Source organism: Flavobacterium sp., from assembly GCF_031411595.1.
GTDB lineage: Bacteria > Bacteroidota > Bacteroidia > Flavobacteriales > Flavobacteriaceae > Flavobacterium.
In genome coordinates this window covers 20,236-38,633 of the sequence record NZ_JANOBI010000058.1, presented here as the reverse complement: position 1 = coordinate 38,633, position 18,398 = coordinate 20,236, and the positions used below count along the sequence as shown (strand labels likewise).

The following is an 18,398-nucleotide window of genomic DNA, read 5'->3' as shown; positions in this document are numbered from 1 at the left end:
TTCATAAAGTTAAACTAAAACCAAAATATCAAATGAAAGCAAAATTATCTTTACAAAAAAAGGTCTTTATGATGCTGTGTTTTTGTGCTGCGTTATTTTCGAAAATGAATGCGCAATCGTCGGCGAATGTAAACGATATCATGTTACAAGCATTTGGCTGGGATGTGCATACGCAAGCCTCGGTATCGAGTGAAGGTGGATTGTATAATTATTTGAAAAATCGAACCAGTGGATATGCCACTGCGGGTTTTAATGTGATTTGGTTGCCACCACCAAGTAAATCAACCGGTGGCGTGGGTTATATTCCTACTGAGTTGTTTAATTTTTCCCAAACGGTTTATGGTTCTGAAGCGCAATTGCGGGCGTTATTGACTGCTTTCAATACGAGTACACCAAGAATTCATCCGATGGCTGACATAGTAGTAAATCACCGAGGCGGAACTACGAATTGGACGGATTTTACAAATCCGACTTGGGATTGTCATTCGATTACCAGCAACGACGAAGCTAATTTTGTTGCCATAACCGGTGTCAGACCCTGCGGAACTCCGGATACAGGAGAAGATTTTAACGGCGCAAGAGATTTGGATCATACGAATTTACAAGTTCAAAATGGCGTTAAAGAATACCTAACCCGATTGAAAGCATTGGGTTTTGACAGTTGGCGATGGGATGTAGCTAAAGGGTTTTCGGCGGGTTATTTTGGAGATTATATCAATGCGTCTTCGCCTTATGCTTCGGTAGGTGAATATTGGGATGGCAATACTGCAACCTTAAAATCATGGATTAACGGAACAGGCAACCGATCTGCTGCTTTTGATTTTTCTTTGTATTACAATGCTTTACAACCGGCGATTAATAATGGTAATTACGCCGCGCTTTCTGGAAATCCAGGTTTAGCCGGACAATTTGGATATGCTGATAAAGCAGTTACGTTTATAGACAATCACGACACTTTCGTGAAACCCGGAAGCTTCGTGACTAGTGATAATATTATGAAAGGCTATGCTTATATTCTGACACATCCTGGAATTCCGTGTGTTTTCTTTCCTCATTATTATGGTGGTACCTATAGAAAAGACGGTGTGACGGTTTCTTATACTGCGAATCAAACGGCGATTGATAAATTGATGGCGATTAGAAAAACCAATGGTATTAATGCATACAGCGCCGTGGTGGTTTCTAATGCGAGTTCATTTTACTCCGCGACTATCGACAATAAAGTCGTGGTAAAAATTGGTCCTGGCATGTGGAATCCGGGAACAGGTTGGGTTTTAAAAACGTCAGGAACAGATTATGCGGTTTGGGAAAGAGAAGTTATCGCTGATGTTCCGAGTTTAACTATTGCTCCGGTTGGTGGAAGTTTTGTTGCTGGAGCTATTGTCAATGCGGTGTTGACGGCTAACAATAGTGCTTCAACCATTTATTATACTGTGGATGGTTCGACTCCAACAACTGCTTCGGCTTCGGCAGTTGGAACAAAATCATTAACGATAACAAGCACGACCACTTTAAAGGCATTTGTGCGAAATACTGTTGGAGTTAGTTCAGCGATAAGAACTGAAGTCTATACCTTTTCGAGTCCGACCACTTTTACGGTTTATTTCAAGAAACCATCGAATTGGAATTCGGCCATCAAAATCTATTATTGGAACACAACAGGAACAACTCCTGCGGTTGCTTGGCCAGGCGTTGCGATGACTTTAGATTGTGGCAGTTGGTATAAATTTACGTTCCCTTCGACGGTTAGTGCATCCAACTTAATTTTCAATGATGGAACATTGCAAACCGCTGATTTAACAGCGACAGCAGGAATACGCTATTATGATGCCGCTTGGTTAACTTCGGAACCGGCAAACCGATGTCCAACAGCTATGACGGTCTATTTTAAACCCCCAACAACATGGACCACTACGCCAAAAATTCACTATTGGAATGCAGTTCCAACAGGCAGTGTTGCTAATACTACTTGGCCCGGCATAACGATGGTTCCTGATGTCAATGGGTTTTATAAATATACTATCGTGGGACCAACTTCAGTGAATATTGTTTTCAATAACGGCAACAGTGGAACCGGAAATCAAACTGCGGATTTACTCAACAAAACCAATGGCTATTCTTATACTTGGGGTGCATCAGCAAGAATGCTTGCCAACGAACCGATAAATACCACAATCCTTTATCCAAATCCGGTGGTTGATGTTTTGCAGATCAGTTCGGAATCGAACATTTATAATTACAAGATGATGAATATTCAAGGGGTTGTTTTAAAAGAAGGAAAACCAATTGAAAATGCCATCGACATGAGTAATTTAAGTTCTGGTCTTTACTTTTTACAAATGACATTCGAAAATGGGCAGGAAGAAATTAAACAAATTTTAAAAAAATAGAGGTTAATAAATATTGAAACTAAGGCTTAAACGGAAAAACTGTTTGAGCCTTTTTTTTGAAAAGTATCGCCTGATTATCCTGTGGCCCTAGCCCTGATAGTAGCGGTATCTTTTTGCGCCGGCGTTCGGCGTGAAAAATTTAGCGGATAGCAGGTTCCCGGCTCCTAAAAAACTTTACAATCAAACTTGTGATATTTCGTTATATTTATGCCTCAAATTGACTTATGGAATTTTCGAACAGAAAAAATATAACCCGTTGGATTTTAATCGCTGCTTCGTTTGTGATTATTACTTTAATTTTATGGAATACATATTCCTTTTTCCAGATTTTTAAGGATGAAGAACGCGTGAAAATGGAACATTGGGCAGAAGCGCAGAAAACATTGAATAATGCTGGCGTCGACACTGATATTGAATTGCCTTTAAAGATTATACAGAACGCCCGAATTCCAATTATTTTGACGGAAAATAAAAAGATTTTGAGCACCAAAAATATCGATGAAGGTATTGTGAATGACGCATCGAAGTCGGCTGAATTGCTCGCTAAACTCAAAAATCAAAACGACCCGATTGCGATAGAATATGTGCCGGGAAAATTCCAATATTTGTATTATGGCGATTCGTCGTTGCTCAACAAACTCAAATATTACCCGATTGCATTGGTTTTAATTATTGTGTTGTTTGGTGCTTTGGTGTATAATTTTTACAAAAGCACTAAAATGGCGACGCAGAATAAGTTGTGGGCCGGAATGGCCAAGGAAACGGCGCATCAGATTGGCACGCCGTTGTCGTCTTTGATTGGTTGGCTCGAAATTATGAAAGCGGATCATGTTGACCCGACCACGATTGCTGAAATTGAGAAAGACATTACACGTTTGCAAACCATTACGGATCGATTTTCTAAAATTGGTTCTGAGCCTATACTGGAACAGCGTGACATTATCAAAGAAACTTTGGATTCGTATGATTATTTGCAGTCGCGATTTTCTAAACAAGTGGTTTTCTCATTTAAAGCACCTAAAAAACCAATTATGGTTTCGCTGAATCCGGCTTTGCACAGTTGGACGGTTGAGAATTTAGTTAAGAATGCGATTGATGCCATGAAAGGCAAAGGCAAACTCAACGTTGTGATTGAAGAAGACGGAAAATTCGTAAAAATAAAAGTGTCGGATTCTGGGAAAGGCATTCCGAAGAATCAGTTTAAAAGTGTTTTCGAACCTGGCTTCACCACAAAAAAACGCGGTTGGGGTTTGGGTTTATCGCTGACGAAACGCATTGTGGAAGAATATCATAAAGGTAAAATCAAAGTGTTGAGTTCGGAAGTGAATAAGGGAACTACAATGCAGGTCAGTTTTGAGAAGATCGTTTAAACACGGATTTGGAAAAAATACAACACGAATTTCACAGATTCACACAGATTTTTTATCCGTGACAATCTGTGAATTGAAAATCAGCGAATACCAAATAAATAAAATCCGATGAGCTAAATCCGTGTTAGCTTTTATAAGTTTTCCTGAATGCTTTTCGCCAAAGCTTCAAATTCTTCGTGAGTGAGTTTCACTTTGTTTTGAAAACGCATTTCATCCATTTCATTGAGTGGAATTAAATGAACATGCGCATGAGGCACTTCAAGTCCAATCACGGCCATCCCGATTCTTTTGCATGGAATGGTTTTTTCTAAAGCCGCCGCTACTCTTTTAGAGAATTGCATCAATCCTAAATACGCTGCATCATCCATATCAAAAAGCTTATTAACTTCCTTTTTGGGAATGCATAACGTGTGTCCTTTTGCATTGGGATTGACATCCAGAAATGCTAAAAAATGGTCGTCTTCGGCCACTTTATAACTCGGAATTTCTGCGTTGATGATTTTAGTAAAAATGGTCGACATGATTATCTTGAAATTTCCAATACTTCAAATTTTAAAACACCATTTGGCACTGTAATTTCAGCAACATCGCCTACAGATTTTCCCAACAATCCTCTTCCAATTGGAGAAGTCACTGAGATTTTTCCGGTTTTAAGATCGGCTTCGCTTTCGGCAACCAAAGTATATTTCATCTCCAAACCATTGGATTGGTTTTTAATTTTTACGTTCGATAATACCAACGCTTTCGACATGTCTAATTGCGACTCATCAATCAAACGCGCATTCGAATGTACTTCTTCTAATTTGGCAATGCGCATTTCCAACAAGCCTTGTGCTTCTTTGGCTGCGTCATATTCTGCATTCTCAGACAAATCGCCTTTATCTCTGGCATCTGCTATATCTTGCGACGCTTTCGGGCGCGCCACGCTTTTCAAATAATCTAATTCTTCTCTTAGTTTTTTTAATCCTTCTGCTGTGTAATACGATACTGCACTCATAATTTCCGTCATTTATATAAATAGAAAAAATCCCATATCTACGGGATTCCTTGCGGTCAAAGATACTATAATTTCTTTTAGTTAATAATTAAATGTTAATCATAACCAAGCCAAATTTAATTAATTTATATTTGTTTGCATCATTATTTGCTACTTTTTATTTATGAAAAAATATTTTTTAGCCTTTATTTTAATTGGGTTCTTATGTAACTGTGAAAAAGATTCGGGAAGGACTTACAACAATCCTTATTTACCCAATTATAGTTTTTCAACCACGCTCAATTTGAATTTACCAAGCTACAGTGGGTTGAATTCTAATTCGAATCCAATCGCTATTACCGTAGATGGTGATATTAATATTGTCATCATGAAAGTTGCCGGAACAGACTACCGCGCCTGGAACGGCAACTGCCCGAACCAATCGCCAACAGCTTGTTCGAGACTTTCTATCGACGGGTTGTATGCCAAATGCAATTGCGAGGACGCCTATAAATACAGCATGTATGATGGAACTGCTGCCACACAATATACCATGATTCCGTATCGTGTCGAAGTCATCAACAGCAGCACGATTCGCGTTTACAACTAAACATAAAAAATCCTGAACTTCAAAATTCAGGATTTTTTTTAAAATTAAAAACTCAACGTTAATCCCGTCAGGAAATTAATACCGGCCTGCGGATAATAAAAATTTTCCGTAATTGGGCTGTCGCTCGAACCTTGTGGTCGGTAATAATAACTGTAAGTATAACCGTTGGAAACATACTTTTTATCAAAAATATTGTTCACCAACAAATGCCATTTTATAGCTCCAATCCATTTGGGTTTCCAGGTGTATGAGGCGTTGAAATTATTGATGAAATAAGCATCCATGCTTTTGCTTGCCGTTTGCGTATTGTCTAAATATTGTTGTCTTACATATTTCGAAATAAAGCCAAACGATAGATTCGATATTGGTGTAAAAGTAATTGTACTTGCTGCAATGATATCAGGAGAAAAGGAAATGTCCGTGTTCTTATAAACGGTCGCAATCGGATTGTAAGAAACCGTTTCAAAAGTATTCGGATCGTACTGCGTATCATAAATCACATCTTGGTATTGCTTGATTTTATTCTGACTTAAAGTTGCATTCACTTCCCATCGCAATTGTTTTACAAACTCATAACCGACTTGAACTTCAATTCCCATTCGATAACTCTTATCAACATTCTGACGAATCGGGTTTCCAATATCATCTAAATCACCTGTCAATACGAGCTGATTGTTGTAATTCATGCTGTAAAAATTCACGGCAACGAAATTATTTTTGCTTTTGAATTTATAGCCCAATTCGAAATCAATCAATTGTTCCGCTACCGGTTTGATTGGATTTTTAGTCAAATCATCACCATTGGGTTCTTTATTGGCAACAGCTACCGAAGCATACACTGAACTTTTCTCATTCAACAAATGGGTCAATCCTGCTTTTGGATTGAAAAAAGAATAGCTATTCGATACGTTCAAAACTTTCAAATCTGAACTCAAACCTGCAGCTTTATAATCGACATCTCGAAATTGAACATCGCCAAAAACAATCCATTTTGGAGTAATATCGTATTCGCCTTTGAGGTAAATATTAAAATCTCTTTTATCGGTGTCGTTATCATAATACTTCGAACGGATTGGCACTGCCGTTGGGAAAGAGCTCCAAATAATCTCACCAAAATGGTTGCCGTCATATCGATTGTAACCACCGCCTAAAAACATATTCCATTTTTCGATCTTATAATGTAAAGAATAAACCAGCGCATAGAAATCGCTCGCAGCCCATTTTCTGCGGATGACATCACCTTCTTCGGCAGCATTTGGACTAGTTGGAAAATAATCACCTAATGATTTACCTGCTTTATATTCTTCGTAGTACCCTTTACCAGGCGTGAAATTTCCCGAGACATTTATCGAAAATCGCTCATTGAATTGGTGTGAAAAATGCGCTTGAAAATGATTTTGCTCATAATTGTCAACCTGATTGGCATAAGTGTAAAAATTATACGTTCTGCCGGAATTCAACAAATTTTGTGCTTCAGCATCGGAAGAATAATTTCTGCCAATAAATGCTTGAATGCCTTCTACATCACCATTGACAACTGCTTCAGGAGTTCCGTACCAAGATTGATACGTAATCTCTTTGCCGCCAAAAACAATCGCCTTGAATGCTGTTTTTGTATTGACAAAACCTGCTTCTGAATAAAATGATTTCAAATCAGAAAAAGCCCTGTCGATATAACCGTCGCTTGCGATTTTCGACAATCGCGCTTCAGCATAAAATCCTTTTTTGATTCCTGTACCAATACTAAAAGTATGTTTTCTCGTTCCAAAAGAACCCACTGCATTGGTAATTGTAGCGTATGCCGCTTTGGAAGGTTTCAAAGTTTGCAGATTCAAACTCGCGCCAAAAGCTCCCGAACCATTCGTCGATGTACCGACGCCGCGTTGCAACTGAACATCTTCAACGGAAGAAACAAAATCAGGCAAATCGACAAAGTAAGTGCCTTGACTTTCCGCATCGTTATACGGAATCCCATTAATGGTAACATTGACTCTCGTAGCATCGCTTCCGCGCACACGAATTCCGGTATAACCAACGCCAGCACCAGCATCCGATGTCGTAACAACCGACGGCAACTGATCTAATAAAACCGGCAAATCCTGTCCTAAATTGACCGATTCGATTTTGTCTTTGGAAACATTGGTAAACGGAAAAGGAGATTTGTCATTCACTCGGGTTGCTTTCAATAAAACCTCATCAAGTTGAATGGTTTTGGTGGAATCTTTTTGTACTTCTTGCGAGAATGCGGCTGAAGAAGCAACAGCTAAAAGAAAAGAAAATGCAAGTTGTTTCTTTCGGTTTTTTTTGCCTTTGTGGCAATAATGTAGTAAAGTTTTCATTCGTAAAAGTTTACGAATAAAAGGGGCAATTACTCTTGGTTAAAAATTAATTGATTGTTTCCTATGACAATGTATAGCGTATACGTTATGTTTTGTCATTTTTCCCTTAACAGCATTACCTGTTCAGGTTCATTGGGTATAATCTCAGCTCGTTATTTAGAGCACCCCTTTGAGACGCGACAAATATAAGGAAGATTTTTAGATTTTTAGATTGTTCGATGATTCGATTGTTAGATTTCTGAATCTTTTAGATTGGCGAATCAATATTGGGTTTTCTTCTTGATTGTTTGATTTCGGAAGTCGACCGTTTGGTTTTGATTCTTTTTTCAATCGCTGATCTCGGGGTCTTTGTTGCTTTTCTGCTTTTGGGAACGATCAATGCGGTTTTGATAATTTCCACAAAGCGTTTTGTTACTAAAGTTTTGTTTTTTAGTTGACTGCGGTCTTCTTCTCCGTTTAAAATCAACAGAAATTCGGAAGTTAATCGCGGTGCTAACTTGATTTTGATTCTGTTTTTTTCTTCATGAGACAAACCTTGAGATTGCTCGATATCGAATGTTAATACCACTTTTGAAGCGACTTTATTGACATTCTGACCGCCAGCACCTGAACTGCGAACCGCTTTATATTGTAGCTCGGATATGATTTTATCTAAATCCATTATTGCGGTTGATGTGCGGGTTTGAGTAAATCATTCACCGTTTTTACAGGATTGAATGTGATTAATGGCACTTCCACAAAAACAGTGATCCATTTTGCCATCGCGCCGTTCCATAATCCCGGCAATTCGTAGGCTTTCAAATCACGCCCGTTTTTATTTTTATCGACGATGAAGCCGCTGTTGTGATCTACGAATAGATTTAGGTCGAACTTATTGCCTTGAAAATCTTTGATGGCACAAACCAAATCAACAGGATTGAAGTGCGTCGAATCTGCCAAAATTTGTTGCTGATGTGTGTTATTCAAATCGATTTGTGACGTTTCAATAATTTGTAGCGACACATTGCCTTTGACATCGCGCACCCAAAATGGTCCACCGCCTGGTTCACCTTCATTCTTCACCATACCGCAGACGCGAATTGGCCGATTGAGCGTGTCTTTGATGTATAAAATTTTATTCTCGACAGTATATTTCGAAAAATCTTCAATCATCGCAATATTCAAATCTTTTTGAATAAAATCAATGATTGGCAATATCTCATGTTCGTAAAGCGTCCGGTTTTCTATCTGATTCAATATTTGAAAGACACGCTCTTGAAGTTTCAACAATATGCCAGCCAATGCTTTTTTATACAACGTAATGAGTTCGATGTGATTCTGAATAACATTGTCGATGTTTTTGATGAAAATAACATCGGCTTCCATTTGATTTAAATTGTCAATCAAAGCACCATGTCCGGCTGGTCGAAAAACCAATTTCCCCATTTCATTTTTGAAAGGAACATTGTCTAAACCAACAGCTATAGTATCCGTAGACGGATTTTGAAAAGAAAACGTGATGTTGATTTTCGTTTGGGTTCTGTCTTCCACTTTCCGAATTTCATTTTCGATAATTTTTTCAAATTGCGATTGATGAATGTCTGAAATCGTAAAATGCAGGTTTGAAATCCCGTTCGAACTTGCGTATAAGGCACTTTCATTGAGATGCTCCTCGATTGGTGTTGCAGTATGTGTCGTATACTTATGGAAAGGCAAAATCGCTTTGGGCTTGTTACTGAAATTGAAATATTCAGTATCCAAAAGCATTTTAATAAAATGATAGTTTTTTTTATCACTTTCCCATGTCTTAAAATCAGTATGCAATTCTTTGAGTATGGTATCAATCGTATCGAAGAATGGGAACTTATCAATTCCTGTTAAGAAAACTGTGAGATTGGATAAATTCTTTTTATTGATATAACTGTTGATGGTGTCGTTTTCGAGATCGAATTCATTTAGAAACTCATTCAAAAATTTAAACATTCTACTGGCAGCTCCGGAAGCCGGAACAAATTTGAGTAGTTTTAACGATTCTTTTTTAGAATCGAAGTAATCCGAAAATTCTTGAAATTGCGTTTCTTCTAATCTTAAAATACCATCATTTTTAGTTGCCGGTTTTACTAAAATTGCTTTCGAAATACCATGCTTGAATATATCCAGATGGCTATTGATGTTGTCTAAATAAATCCCTTTCTTATAAATCTGCACAAAATCAAGCGGACTAAATCCCATGCTTTTGGATTTTTCTAAATCTTCAATAATTTTTATGGCTTTCTTTAATCTTGCATTGGCATCACCCGACAGGGTAATAAAAGGTTTGTCGTTATCAATCAATGCTTGTTTAAAAATGGCAAAGGTCATTTCACGATCATCGGATGTATCTCGCAAGTCATCCTTTTCCCAGGGCACATCGACATCCGTTAGAAAAAACAAATCGTATTTGTGTTTGCGTGCCGCTTTTTCGAGCACAGGATCGCAAAAATTATAATAGATTTCAGAAAATACTTTGGTCACCATAAGACAAGTATCACAAAACAGAAAGCGGTTGGCTGTGAGTAAAGCCTCATTTTCTGCTTGTGTCTGTCCGATAGCTATTGGCAATAAATCTTCAGGTTCACATATTTGTTGCTTGGCGTCCCATTTTTGTTGCAAATAATCTCTAGCGAATTCAGGCGCCCAAACCGTTTGAAAATGGGCTGCCAATTGCTTTGCTAAAGTTGTTTTGCCCGTAGATTCCGGGCCAAACAAAGCTATTTTTGATATGATTGAATGTTGTTGTTTAAGATTTTCTTCCATTCTAAGTAAGCTGCAATAGCTAAAATTGTAAAAATTAAATACTGTAATGCCAACATTCCCAATCCGCGGTAGGCATACAAAGGAACAACAATGATATCACCGATAATCCAAAGTGTCCAGTTTTCTATTTTTTTGAGGGCCATATACCACATACCAGTGAAAAAAATTCCCGACGCCAATATGTCAACATAATTGTCTGGTTTTATTTTGTAATCACAGGTTTTATAGACTGCGAAAACTACAAAAATTGTAATAAAAAACAGCATGATTCCGATTATTTTTTCTTTAAAATTGGTTCTTGAAATGGGTTTGGTTTTGTCGTTTTCTTTTTTACGCGACCATTGATACCAACCATAAATGCTCATAATTGAAAAATAACCATTGATAATCATATCGCCCAAATATCCGGCAACATACAACAAATACGTCGTGATTACTGTTGCGATTAAGCCCGTCGGATAAACTAAAATATTGACTTTCTTCGCAAACCAAACGCTCATAATACCCAACACAAAAGCCATAAACTCAAGTAGAATCTGTGTTGTCGATGCTTCTTTGTAGGCATTTAAAAAGAAATCTATCATGGGTTATGAATTAAAAAAATCAATATTGTTTTCGAATGCAGTTCCGATGACTACTATATCGGCACCGGCATCATAAGCCCATTGAATTTCTTTTTGGGAACGAATGCCTCCGCCAACAATCAATGGAATGCTGATGGATTTTGAAACTTGCGCAATCATATCGATTGGAACGGATAATTGTGCACCACTTCCGGCTTCGAGATACATCAGTTTGTTGCCTATCAATGCTCCTGCTTTTGCAGTTTGTGCTACATAATCTGAATTATTTCTTGACAATGGTTTCGTTTGACTGACGCGTTCAACGGCAGTTTCATTACCGCTTTCGATTAGGATGTAACCCGTCGAAATAATTTCAAGATTCGTTTTTTCTAAAATTGGTACCGCTTGAATTTGATGTTCAATCAGATAATCCGAGTTTCTTCCTGAAAGCAACATGAGAAATAAAATACCGTCGGCTTCGTTTGAAATTTGCGATGGATTTCCCGGAAAAAGTAGCATCGGTAAATTTATTTTTTGTTTTAATTGAATGATTAAATCGTCGATGATGTTATGCTCAACGATACTCCCACCTATAAAAATGTGAGTCGCTGGAGAAGCATTGATTTTTTGGGATAAGATTGGAATGCTTTCCAAATCGATTTTATCAGGATCGATTAGAATGGCAAGCAGTTTTTGTTTGGTTGCTTTTGATTGTAAGATATCGTTGTATAGATTTTTCATTGCTCGCAAAGACGCAAAGGCGCAAAGTTTAATAGGATAGAACTGAATACTAATTACTGTTTACTGACCACTTTTTTCAAAGGCGTAAACTAAGGTAAAATTTTCTACTTCTTCAAAAAAGATAGCGTATTGGGTTTTTTTATTTTCGAAATCTAGTGTGGCGTTGGTTTGTTTTTGATTGATTTCAAATGGGTGAATTCTGATGTGGTCTTTGAAACTGATGCCGACTTCATTTCTGATTTTGAATATTGCTTCTTTGGCGCCCCAAATTACCGTTAGTTTTTGAATGTAATCTTTTTCGGTTGGATTTAAAAAATGGCTTTCGGTTTCTGCAAATTTGTGTGCGATTGCTGTGATTTTGTCGCGTTGCATTTCTAGATCGATGCCGACATTTTGATTGCTCAGAATGATACTAGAAAACTCGTGCGAATGCGAAATGGAAATGTGTTTGCCATCATCAAAATACGGTTTTCCGAACGCGTCGTAATGCAAATCGAAATCGGAATAACCGGCTTCGTGAAGCAACTTTCGAACACTTAAGAAAGCACGTTGGTGCAATTCGGATTTCATGTTGTTGAGTCGAAGGGCGCTCTTTTCCTTGAGTTGCATTCCACTCGAGATTTCTTCGAAAGATTCGGTGATTTTCCAAAGTAGGATTTTGGTCGTTGGATTGACAGATATGGTTTTGTATAGAGGCATCTTGGGAATTCGGATTTTTAGCCCCGATTACCTCACTTGATTTCCATTTTAAGCGGAGTTCGGTGAACTACGTTTGTAGCGGTTATCCTTTTGTGCCGTTGTTCGGCGCAAAAGATATGAGCGGATAGCGGGAAATAGCTCCTGAAAAAAATTATTTTATTGATTTTTAAAACTTTAGCACACTAAACAACTTATAATTATGAACAAATGTTTTTTAATTTCTAAGTTAATGCCTAAATTTGCGCAAAATTTTATAACAACAAATATAACATAAATGAGTACTACGACGATGCCTTTTGTGGCTTACAAAGTAAAAGACATTTCTCTTGCCGCTTGGGGAAGAAAAGAAATTGAATTGGCGGAAGCTGAAATGCCGGGATTGATGGCGCTTCGCAGAGAATACAAAAACGAGCAACCTTTGAAAGGTGCGCGTATTGCGGGTTGTCTACACATGACGATTCAGACGGCAGTTTTGATTGAGACATTGATTGCTTTGGGCGCTGATGTAACTTGGTCTTCTTGCAACATTTTCTCTACACAAGATCAGGCTGCTGCTGCGATTGCTGCTGCGGGAATTCAGGTGTATGCTTGGAAAGGTTTGAATGAAGAAGATTTCGACTGGTGTATTGAGCAAACATTATTCTTCGGTGAAGACAGACAACCATTGAACATGATTTTGGATGATGGTGGCGATTTGACGAATATGGTTTTTGATCGTTACCCGGAATTGGTAGCTGGAATCAGAGGATTGTCTGAGGAAACTACAACCGGTGTTCACAGATTATACGAAAGAATGAAAAACGGAACTTTGGTAATGCCCGCAATCAATGTGAATGACTCGGTTACCAAATCAAAATTTGATAACAAATACGGTTGTAAAGAATCTGCTGTTGACGCGGTTCGTCGTGCTACTGATATTATGTTGGCAGGAAAACGTGTAGTGGTTTGCGGTTATGGTGACGTAGGTAAAGGTACTGCAGCTTCTTTCAGGGGTGCAGGTTCTATCGTTACGGTTACCGAAATCGACCCAATCTGTGCATTGCAAGCTGCGATGGACGGTTTTGAAGTGAAAAAATTAAATACTGTAGTTGACAATGCTGACATCATCATCACTACTACAGGAAATAAAGACATCGTTTTGGGAAGTCACTTCGAGCAAATGAAAGATAAAGTGATTGTTTGTAACATTGGTCACTTCGATAATGAAATCGATATGGCTTGGTTAAACAAAAACCACGGTGCTTCTAAAATTGAAATCAAACCACAAGTAGACAAATACACGATTGCAGGAAAAGATATCCTTATCTTGGCTGAAGGTCGTTTGGTGAATTTGGGTTGTGCTACAGGTCACCCAAGTTTTGTAATGAGTAATTCATTCACGAACCAGACTTTAGCGCAAATCGAATTGTGGAAAAACAGCGCGAACTACAACAATGAAGTGTATATGTTGCCTAAACATTTAGATGAAAAAGTAGCGGCTTTGCACTTAGAAAAATTGGGTGTTGAGCTCGAAGTTTTAAGAGACGACCAAGCTTCTTATATTGGTGTGGATGTGAAAGGGCCGTTTAAGCCTGAGTATTACAGATACTAAATTGGATTGTTAGATTTTTGGATTGTTAGATTCTTAGATTTTAATGCTATCATATTAACCCTTGCTGAAAAGTGAGGGTTTTTTATTTATATTTACTTTCATTATTAACTACAACACTACTACTACTTTGAAAAAAATTACACTACTCGCTTTGCTACTGATTGGAACACATTCTTTTTCGCAGATTATCAACACAGCTCCTTACATTCTGACGGTAGACGAATTAAAACAATGGACAACAACCGGAGCTACAGCTTCGACCGACTTGATTGCGACTGTGAATCTCGCGCCGCGTTTTACGAATGCTGCGACACAATTTAATCCGGCATTATCTGATGATATGAAAATTGCTTATTTACCGGATGGGATGAATAATTTCGGAAACTATCATGGTGAACAAAGTCAATTTAATTTATACAATTTCACCCATTGGGCTTACCTTGATAAATTGGTTTGGTTTGGAGGCACTTCGACACAAACGATTCAGTTGCCATCATCACCTTGGACGAATGCCGCGCATAAAAACGGGGTTAAAGTTTTTGGAAACGTTTTCTTTTCTCCAACGGCTTTTGGTGGTTCGACAGCTACATTAACGAATTTTCTTGAGCAAGATATCGACGCGCATTTTGTGGTGATTCCAAAGATGATTGAAATGATGCAATACTATAATTTCGACGGTTGGTTTATCAATCAAGAAACAGCAACCAATGCAGCGACAGCAGTGTTGATGCATGATTTTGTTCGAGATTTAACGGCTCAAGCGGAAATCGTTGGCAAGGAAATCATGTGGTATGATGCGATGCGACTCAGTGGCGCCGTAGGTTGGCAAAACCGACTCAATGCCGCCAACAGTCCGTTTGTTCAAGATGATCAAGACATTAACGGCTCGTTTGAAACACGAGTAAGCAGTAGCATTTTTATTAATTTTTTCTGGAGTAGCAATGCTTTTCCTACGGCTTCAAGAACGCGAGCCAACTTAATTGGCCGATCTTCGTTTGATGTTTTCACTGGAGCCGATATCTGGCCGGGCAGAAATCAAGGCAACTTCGAAACCAACGGCAATACTTTTATGACGTATTTGCACGAAAATGCCACCACACCTTTTACCTCACTAGGGCTTTTTGCTCCAAATTGTGTTTATAATAATTCAACTTATACCAATTTCAATAATGACCCAACCGATTTTGCTTCTTTTTACAATGCAGAAAACCATTTGTTCTCAGGCGATGACAACAATCCCGCAACTGTGGATGCTATAGGTTTTAAAGGTTTGGCGAATTGGATTCCAGAAGCTTCGGTGATTTCTACATTGCCGTTTGAGACTAATTTTTGCACTGGGCATGGAATGAAAAAATTCCAACTTGGCACACAAATCAGTTCCGACAGTTGGCATGATATGAATAAACAGGATATTTTGCCGACATGGCAATTCGCTTTAGGGCAAAATCTTATCAACTTTAAAGGGGAATGGGATTTCTCAACAGCATATAACGGAGGGAATTCATTGAAAATCGGCGGTATCTTGCCCGGTTCGATTGATATGCCACTGTATAGTACGAAACTTCCTATTTCTAACACAACCCGCATCGATATAACCTACAAGAACGGCATCGATAGACCAATACTTGCGTGGCTGATAATTTTTAGCGATGAACCGACGAGTTATTATGTCTTCGGGATAGAAGATAATCCTTCGAATGATTGGACAACAGCAACACTGTCTTTAGGTTCGTTTGCAGGAAGGGAAATTGCTGTTATAGGATTTATGATAACACCACTGACAGCAAATAGTAATTGTAGCTTTAACCTCGGAAATTTAAAGGCATATGAAGATCCTAATATGGATACGGTTGAAAATGCAAAAAATAATTCCTTTGTGACAATTAGCTATCCTATTGACCGGGACAATCTGATTATTTTCAATATTAATTGGCCGTCAGTAAAACAACTTCAATATACAATTACAGATATGCAAGGAAAAGTTGTAATAGAAAATACAATTTCTTTAAATGCTACTACCAACTTTCCTTTCCAAACCAATGGAATGGTGGCAGGGACTTACATTGTGAAATTCACAGACCAAAACAATCATAGAGAAACCAAGAAAATCATCATCAAATAAAACCCAACAAAAAACCCGCTTTGAAAGAAGCGGGTTTTTTAATATCAAAATCTGAATTTCTTATGCTTCAAAAGCAACTACAGAAACGTATGATTTGTTATCTTTTTTCTTTTGGAACTGTACAACTCCATCTACTCTTGCGTGTAGTGTGTGATCTTTACTGATGTAAACGTTTTCACCAGGGTTGTGTTTAGAACCTCTTTGTCTTACGATGATGTTCCCTGCAATAGCAGCTTGACCTCCAAAAATCTTAACACCTAAACGTTTCGATTCTGATTCTCTACCATTCTTGGAACTACCGACACCTTTCTTGTGAGCCATGACGTATTAGTTTTTAATGTTAATTATTCTTCAGTTGTTGCTTCAGCTACATCCGCTTTTTTAGCAGCAGCTTTCTTTTTTGTACCAGTCGCGCTGATTCCTTCGATTACAATTTGAGTAAGATACTGTCTGTGACCGTTTCTCTTTTTGAATCCTTTTCTTCTTTTCTTTTTGAAAACGATTACTTTATCTCCTTTTAAGTGTTGTAACACTTTGGCTTCTACTGAAGCTCCTTCTACAGCCGGGGCGCCTAAAGTGATTGTGCCATTGTCATCTAATAAAAGAACTTTGTCAAAAGAAATTTTTGAACCTTCTTCACTAGATAAACGATTGACATAAACCTTTAAGTCTTTGCTTACTTTAAATTGTTGCCCTGCTATCTCTACGATTGCGTACATAACAATGATGTTTATTTGTTTATAAAATGGATGCAAATATACAACTAAATCCCATTCTCGCAACTACTTGAAGAAAAAAAATATTTCGCCCTAAAAACATACTCTTTTTAATTAAAAAAGTATTTTTGACGTAACACATTTGCAAAACCGGCTACCAAAAAAGCATCTTAATTTCTTTATATGAAAAACGCTCTACTCGCTTTATGCGCTTTATCTTTTGTGCATATGGCTTCGGCACAGAAAGTAGTTTTTGAAGAATACACTTTAGACAACGGCCTTCACGTTATTCTGCATCAAGACACATCCGCTCCCGTAATTATCACTTCGGTCATGTATCATGTCGGTACCAAAAACGAAAATCCGAACCGAACCGGTTTCGCGCATTTCTTCGAACACCTTCTTTTTGAAGGTACCAAAAATATCGGTCGCGGCCAATGGATGAAAATCGTTTCCGGAAATGGCGGTATAAACAATGCGAATACTTCGGTCGATCGAACTTATTATTATGAAGTTTTTCCTTCAAACAACTTAGAGCTTGGTTTGTGGATGGAAGCCGAACGCATGTTGCATCCCGTCATCAACCAAATTGGTGTCGATACACAAAAAGAGGTCGTTAAAGAAGAAAAGCGACTTACAGTCGATAATCAACCTTATGGCAATGTCATCAAAGAAGTCAAAAGTCATTTGTTTTTCAAGCATCCATACCGTTGGGATATTGATGGTGTTGCAGAGCATATCAATGCTGCGACTTTAGAAGAATTTCAAGCTTTCAACAAAAAATTTTATATTCCGAACAATGCAGTTTTAGTCGTTGCGGGTAATTTCGAATCCGCGCAAGCCAAACAATGGATTAAAAAATATTTCGAACCTATCAAGAAAAGTGTAGCTGTAGAAAACATCAATATTACAGAAGAACCCATAACCCAAACCATCAAAGCGCGTTTTGAAGACCCCAACATTCAAATTCCAGGTATTGTAGCTGCGTATCGAACACCTTCCATGAAAACGCGCGATGCCAGAGTTTTAGAATTGATTTCTACCTTATTGAGCGATGGCAAAAGTTCAAGATTATACAAGAAAATTGTGGATGATAAAAAAATGGCGTTGCAAATCGGTGCGTTCAGCTTGAGCCAAGAAGATTATGGCGCATATGTGCTCTACGGACTTCCATTAGGTCAAAATACTACAGAAAGCATCCTCAAAGAAATCGACGAAGAAATTGTCAAACTGCAAACCGATTTGATTTCGGAAAGAGATTTTCAAAAACTTCAAAATACCATTGAAAATGATTTTGTCAACAACAACGCCACCATTGACGGCATTGCCGAAAATTTAGCAACTTATTATTTATTGCATGGCGATGTCAATCTCATCAATACCGACATCGAAATGTATCGTTCAATCACACGTGAAGAAATTAGATCTGTCGCTAAAAAATATTTAAATCCAAATCAGAGATTGTTGCTCGACTATGTTCCGGCTACCGAAAAATCCAAAAACTAA

At 38.0% G+C, this 18,398-nt stretch carries 16 protein-coding genes and 1 riboswitch; of the genes, 6 read left to right on the top strand and 10 right to left on the bottom strand.

Annotated features, from left to right (window positions below):
* Positions 1–32: 32 nt before the first annotated feature.
* Positions 33–2,390, top strand: coding sequence for a starch-binding protein (locus tag RMO03_RS13785; protein WP_309642687.1), 2,358 nt, complete (start codon positions 33–35; stop codon positions 2,388–2,390).
* Between the two features lie 224 nt (positions 2,391–2,614).
* A complete protein-coding gene (locus RMO03_RS13780) occupies positions 2,615–3,760 on the top strand; it encodes a HAMP domain-containing sensor histidine kinase (protein WP_309642686.1) in 1,146 nt (381 codons plus the stop codon).
* A 131-nt stretch (positions 3,761–3,891) separates the two neighbouring features.
* Here RMO03_RS13780 and RMO03_RS13775 read toward each other — a convergent pair whose 3' ends face one another.
* Together RMO03_RS13775 and greA are read right to left on the bottom strand one after the other, a co-directional pair.
* Positions 3,892–4,281, bottom strand: a complete 390-nt coding sequence (locus tag RMO03_RS13775; RefSeq protein ID WP_309642685.1) for an HIT family protein — start codon at positions 4,279–4,281, stop codon at positions 3,892–3,894.
* Positions 4,282–4,283: 2 nt separating this feature from the next.
* A complete protein-coding gene (gene greA, locus RMO03_RS13770; RefSeq protein WP_309642684.1) occupies positions 4,284–4,757 on the bottom strand; it encodes a transcription elongation factor GreA in 474 nt (157 codons plus the stop codon).
* Positions 4,758–4,920: 163 nt separating this feature from the next.
* Between greA and RMO03_RS13765 the strand changes: the two genes are divergently transcribed.
* Positions 4,921–5,346: a hypothetical protein gene (locus RMO03_RS13765; protein WP_309642683.1), complete on the top strand. Its 426-nt coding sequence runs from the start codon at positions 4,921–4,923 to the stop codon at positions 5,344–5,346.
* A 44-nt stretch (positions 5,347–5,390) separates the two neighbouring features.
* Here the strand turns inward: RMO03_RS13765 and RMO03_RS13760 are convergent, their stop codons facing one another.
* The 6 genes from RMO03_RS13760 to RMO03_RS13735 all read right to left on the bottom strand — a co-directional run bounded on the left by RMO03_RS13760 (position 5,391) and on the right by RMO03_RS13735 (position 12,463).
* The gene (locus RMO03_RS13760) at positions 5,391–7,685 is read right to left on the bottom strand and encodes a TonB-dependent receptor domain-containing protein (protein WP_309642682.1); all 2,295 of its coding nucleotides are present in this window, start codon (positions 7,683–7,685) and stop codon (positions 5,391–5,393) included.
* A gap of 82 nt (positions 7,686–7,767) precedes the next feature.
* A riboswitch (TPP riboswitch) is annotated at positions 7,768–7,864 on the bottom strand.
* A gap of 68 nt (positions 7,865–7,932) precedes the next feature.
* The gene (gene arfB / locus RMO03_RS13755) at positions 7,933–8,346 is read right to left on the bottom strand and encodes an alternative ribosome rescue aminoacyl-tRNA hydrolase ArfB (RefSeq protein WP_309642681.1); all 414 of its coding nucleotides are present in this window, start codon (positions 8,344–8,346) and stop codon (positions 7,933–7,935) included.
* Positions 8,346–10,460: a DUF4301 family protein gene (locus RMO03_RS13750; RefSeq protein ID WP_309642680.1), complete on the bottom strand. Its 2,115-nt coding sequence runs from the start codon at positions 10,458–10,460 to the stop codon at positions 8,346–8,348. The genes arfB and RMO03_RS13750 overlap by 1 nt, the downstream gene beginning before the upstream one ends.
* Positions 10,415–11,044: a nicotinamide riboside transporter PnuC gene (gene pnuC / locus RMO03_RS13745; RefSeq protein ID WP_309642679.1), complete on the bottom strand. Its 630-nt coding sequence runs from the start codon at positions 11,042–11,044 to the stop codon at positions 10,415–10,417. The genes RMO03_RS13750 and pnuC overlap by 46 nt, the downstream gene beginning before the upstream one ends.
* A 3-nt stretch (positions 11,045–11,047) precedes the next feature.
* On the bottom strand, positions 11,048–11,764 hold the full coding sequence (locus tag RMO03_RS13740; RefSeq protein ID WP_309642678.1) for a geranylgeranylglyceryl/heptaprenylglyceryl phosphate synthase: 717 nt from the start codon (positions 11,762–11,764) through the stop codon (positions 11,048–11,050).
* A 60-nt stretch (positions 11,765–11,824) separates the two neighbouring features.
* The gene (locus RMO03_RS13735) at positions 11,825–12,463 is read right to left on the bottom strand and encodes a 4'-phosphopantetheinyl transferase superfamily protein (protein WP_309642677.1); all 639 of its coding nucleotides are present in this window, start codon (positions 12,461–12,463) and stop codon (positions 11,825–11,827) included.
* Positions 12,464–12,737: 274 nt separating this feature from the next.
* Between RMO03_RS13735 and ahcY the strand changes: the two genes are divergently transcribed.
* Positions 12,738–14,054 carry an adenosylhomocysteinase gene (gene ahcY / locus RMO03_RS13730; protein WP_309642676.1) on the top strand — a complete coding sequence of 439 codons (1,317 nt, stop codon included), beginning with the start codon at positions 12,738–12,740 and terminating at the stop codon, positions 14,052–14,054.
* Between the two features lie 127 nt (positions 14,055–14,181).
* Positions 14,182–16,176, top strand: coding sequence for an endo-beta-N-acetylglucosaminidase (locus RMO03_RS13725; RefSeq protein ID WP_309642675.1), 1,995 nt, complete (start codon positions 14,182–14,184; stop codon positions 16,174–16,176).
* Positions 16,177–16,236: 60 nt separating this feature from the next.
* Here RMO03_RS13725 and rpmA read toward each other — a convergent pair whose 3' ends face one another.
* Entirely contained in the window at positions 16,237–16,497 is a 261-nt protein-coding gene (gene rpmA / locus RMO03_RS13720; RefSeq protein WP_309642674.1) for a 50S ribosomal protein L27, read from the bottom strand.
* Between the two features lie 23 nt (positions 16,498–16,520).
* Positions 16,521–16,895 (bottom strand): 50S ribosomal protein L21, encoded by a 375-nt coding sequence (gene rplU / locus RMO03_RS13715; protein WP_309642673.1) that lies wholly within the window; start codon positions 16,893–16,895, stop codon positions 16,521–16,523.
* A gap of 180 nt (positions 16,896–17,075) precedes the next feature.
* Between rplU and RMO03_RS13710 the strand changes: the two genes are divergently transcribed.
* On the top strand, positions 17,076–18,398 hold the full coding sequence (locus tag RMO03_RS13710) for a pitrilysin family protein (RefSeq protein WP_309642672.1): 1,323 nt from the start codon (positions 17,076–17,078) through the stop codon (positions 18,396–18,398).

What these genes read in the sequence shown, in the direction of transcription:
- RMO03_RS13785 (WP_309642687.1), top strand. Translation starts at nt 33, where the DNA reads ATGAAAGCAAAATTATCTTTACAAAAAAAGGTCTTTATGATGCTGTGT.
- RMO03_RS13780 (WP_309642686.1), top strand. Translation starts at nt 2,615, where the DNA reads ATGGAATTTTCGAACAGAAAAAATATAACCCGTTGGATTTTAATCGCT.
- RMO03_RS13775 (WP_309642685.1), bottom strand. Translation starts at nt 4,281, where the DNA reads ATGTCGACCATTTTTACTAAAATCATCAACGCAGAAATTCCGAGTTAT.
- greA (WP_309642684.1), bottom strand. Translation starts at nt 4,757, where the DNA reads ATGAGTGCAGTATCGTATTACACAGCAGAAGGATTAAAAAAACTAAGA.
- RMO03_RS13765 (WP_309642683.1), top strand. Translation starts at nt 4,921, where the DNA reads ATGAAAAAATATTTTTTAGCCTTTATTTTAATTGGGTTCTTATGTAAC.
- RMO03_RS13760 (WP_309642682.1), bottom strand. Translation starts at nt 7,685, where the DNA reads ATGAAAACTTTACTACATTATTGCCACAAAGGCAAAAAAAACCGAAAG.
- arfB (WP_309642681.1), bottom strand. Translation starts at nt 8,346, where the DNA reads ATGGATTTAGATAAAATCATATCCGAGCTACAATATAAAGCGGTTCGC.
- RMO03_RS13750 (WP_309642680.1), bottom strand. Translation starts at nt 10,460, where the DNA reads ATGGAAGAAAATCTTAAACAACAACATTCAATCATATCAAAAATAGCT.
- pnuC (WP_309642679.1), bottom strand. Translation starts at nt 11,044, where the DNA reads ATGATAGATTTCTTTTTAAATGCCTACAAAGAAGCATCGACAACACAG.
- RMO03_RS13740 (WP_309642678.1), bottom strand. Translation starts at nt 11,764, where the DNA reads ATGAAAAATCTATACAACGATATCTTACAATCAAAAGCAACCAAACAA.
- RMO03_RS13735 (WP_309642677.1), bottom strand. Translation starts at nt 12,463, where the DNA reads ATGCCTCTATACAAAACCATATCTGTCAATCCAACGACCAAAATCCTA.
- ahcY (WP_309642676.1), top strand. Translation starts at nt 12,738, where the DNA reads ATGAGTACTACGACGATGCCTTTTGTGGCTTACAAAGTAAAAGACATT.
- rpmA (WP_309642674.1), bottom strand. Translation starts at nt 16,497, where the DNA reads ATGGCTCACAAGAAAGGTGTCGGTAGTTCCAAGAATGGTAGAGAATCA.
- rplU (WP_309642673.1), bottom strand. Translation starts at nt 16,895, where the DNA reads ATGTACGCAATCGTAGAGATAGCAGGGCAACAATTTAAAGTAAGCAAA.
- RMO03_RS13710 (WP_309642672.1), top strand. Translation starts at nt 17,076, where the DNA reads ATGAAAAACGCTCTACTCGCTTTATGCGCTTTATCTTTTGTGCATATG.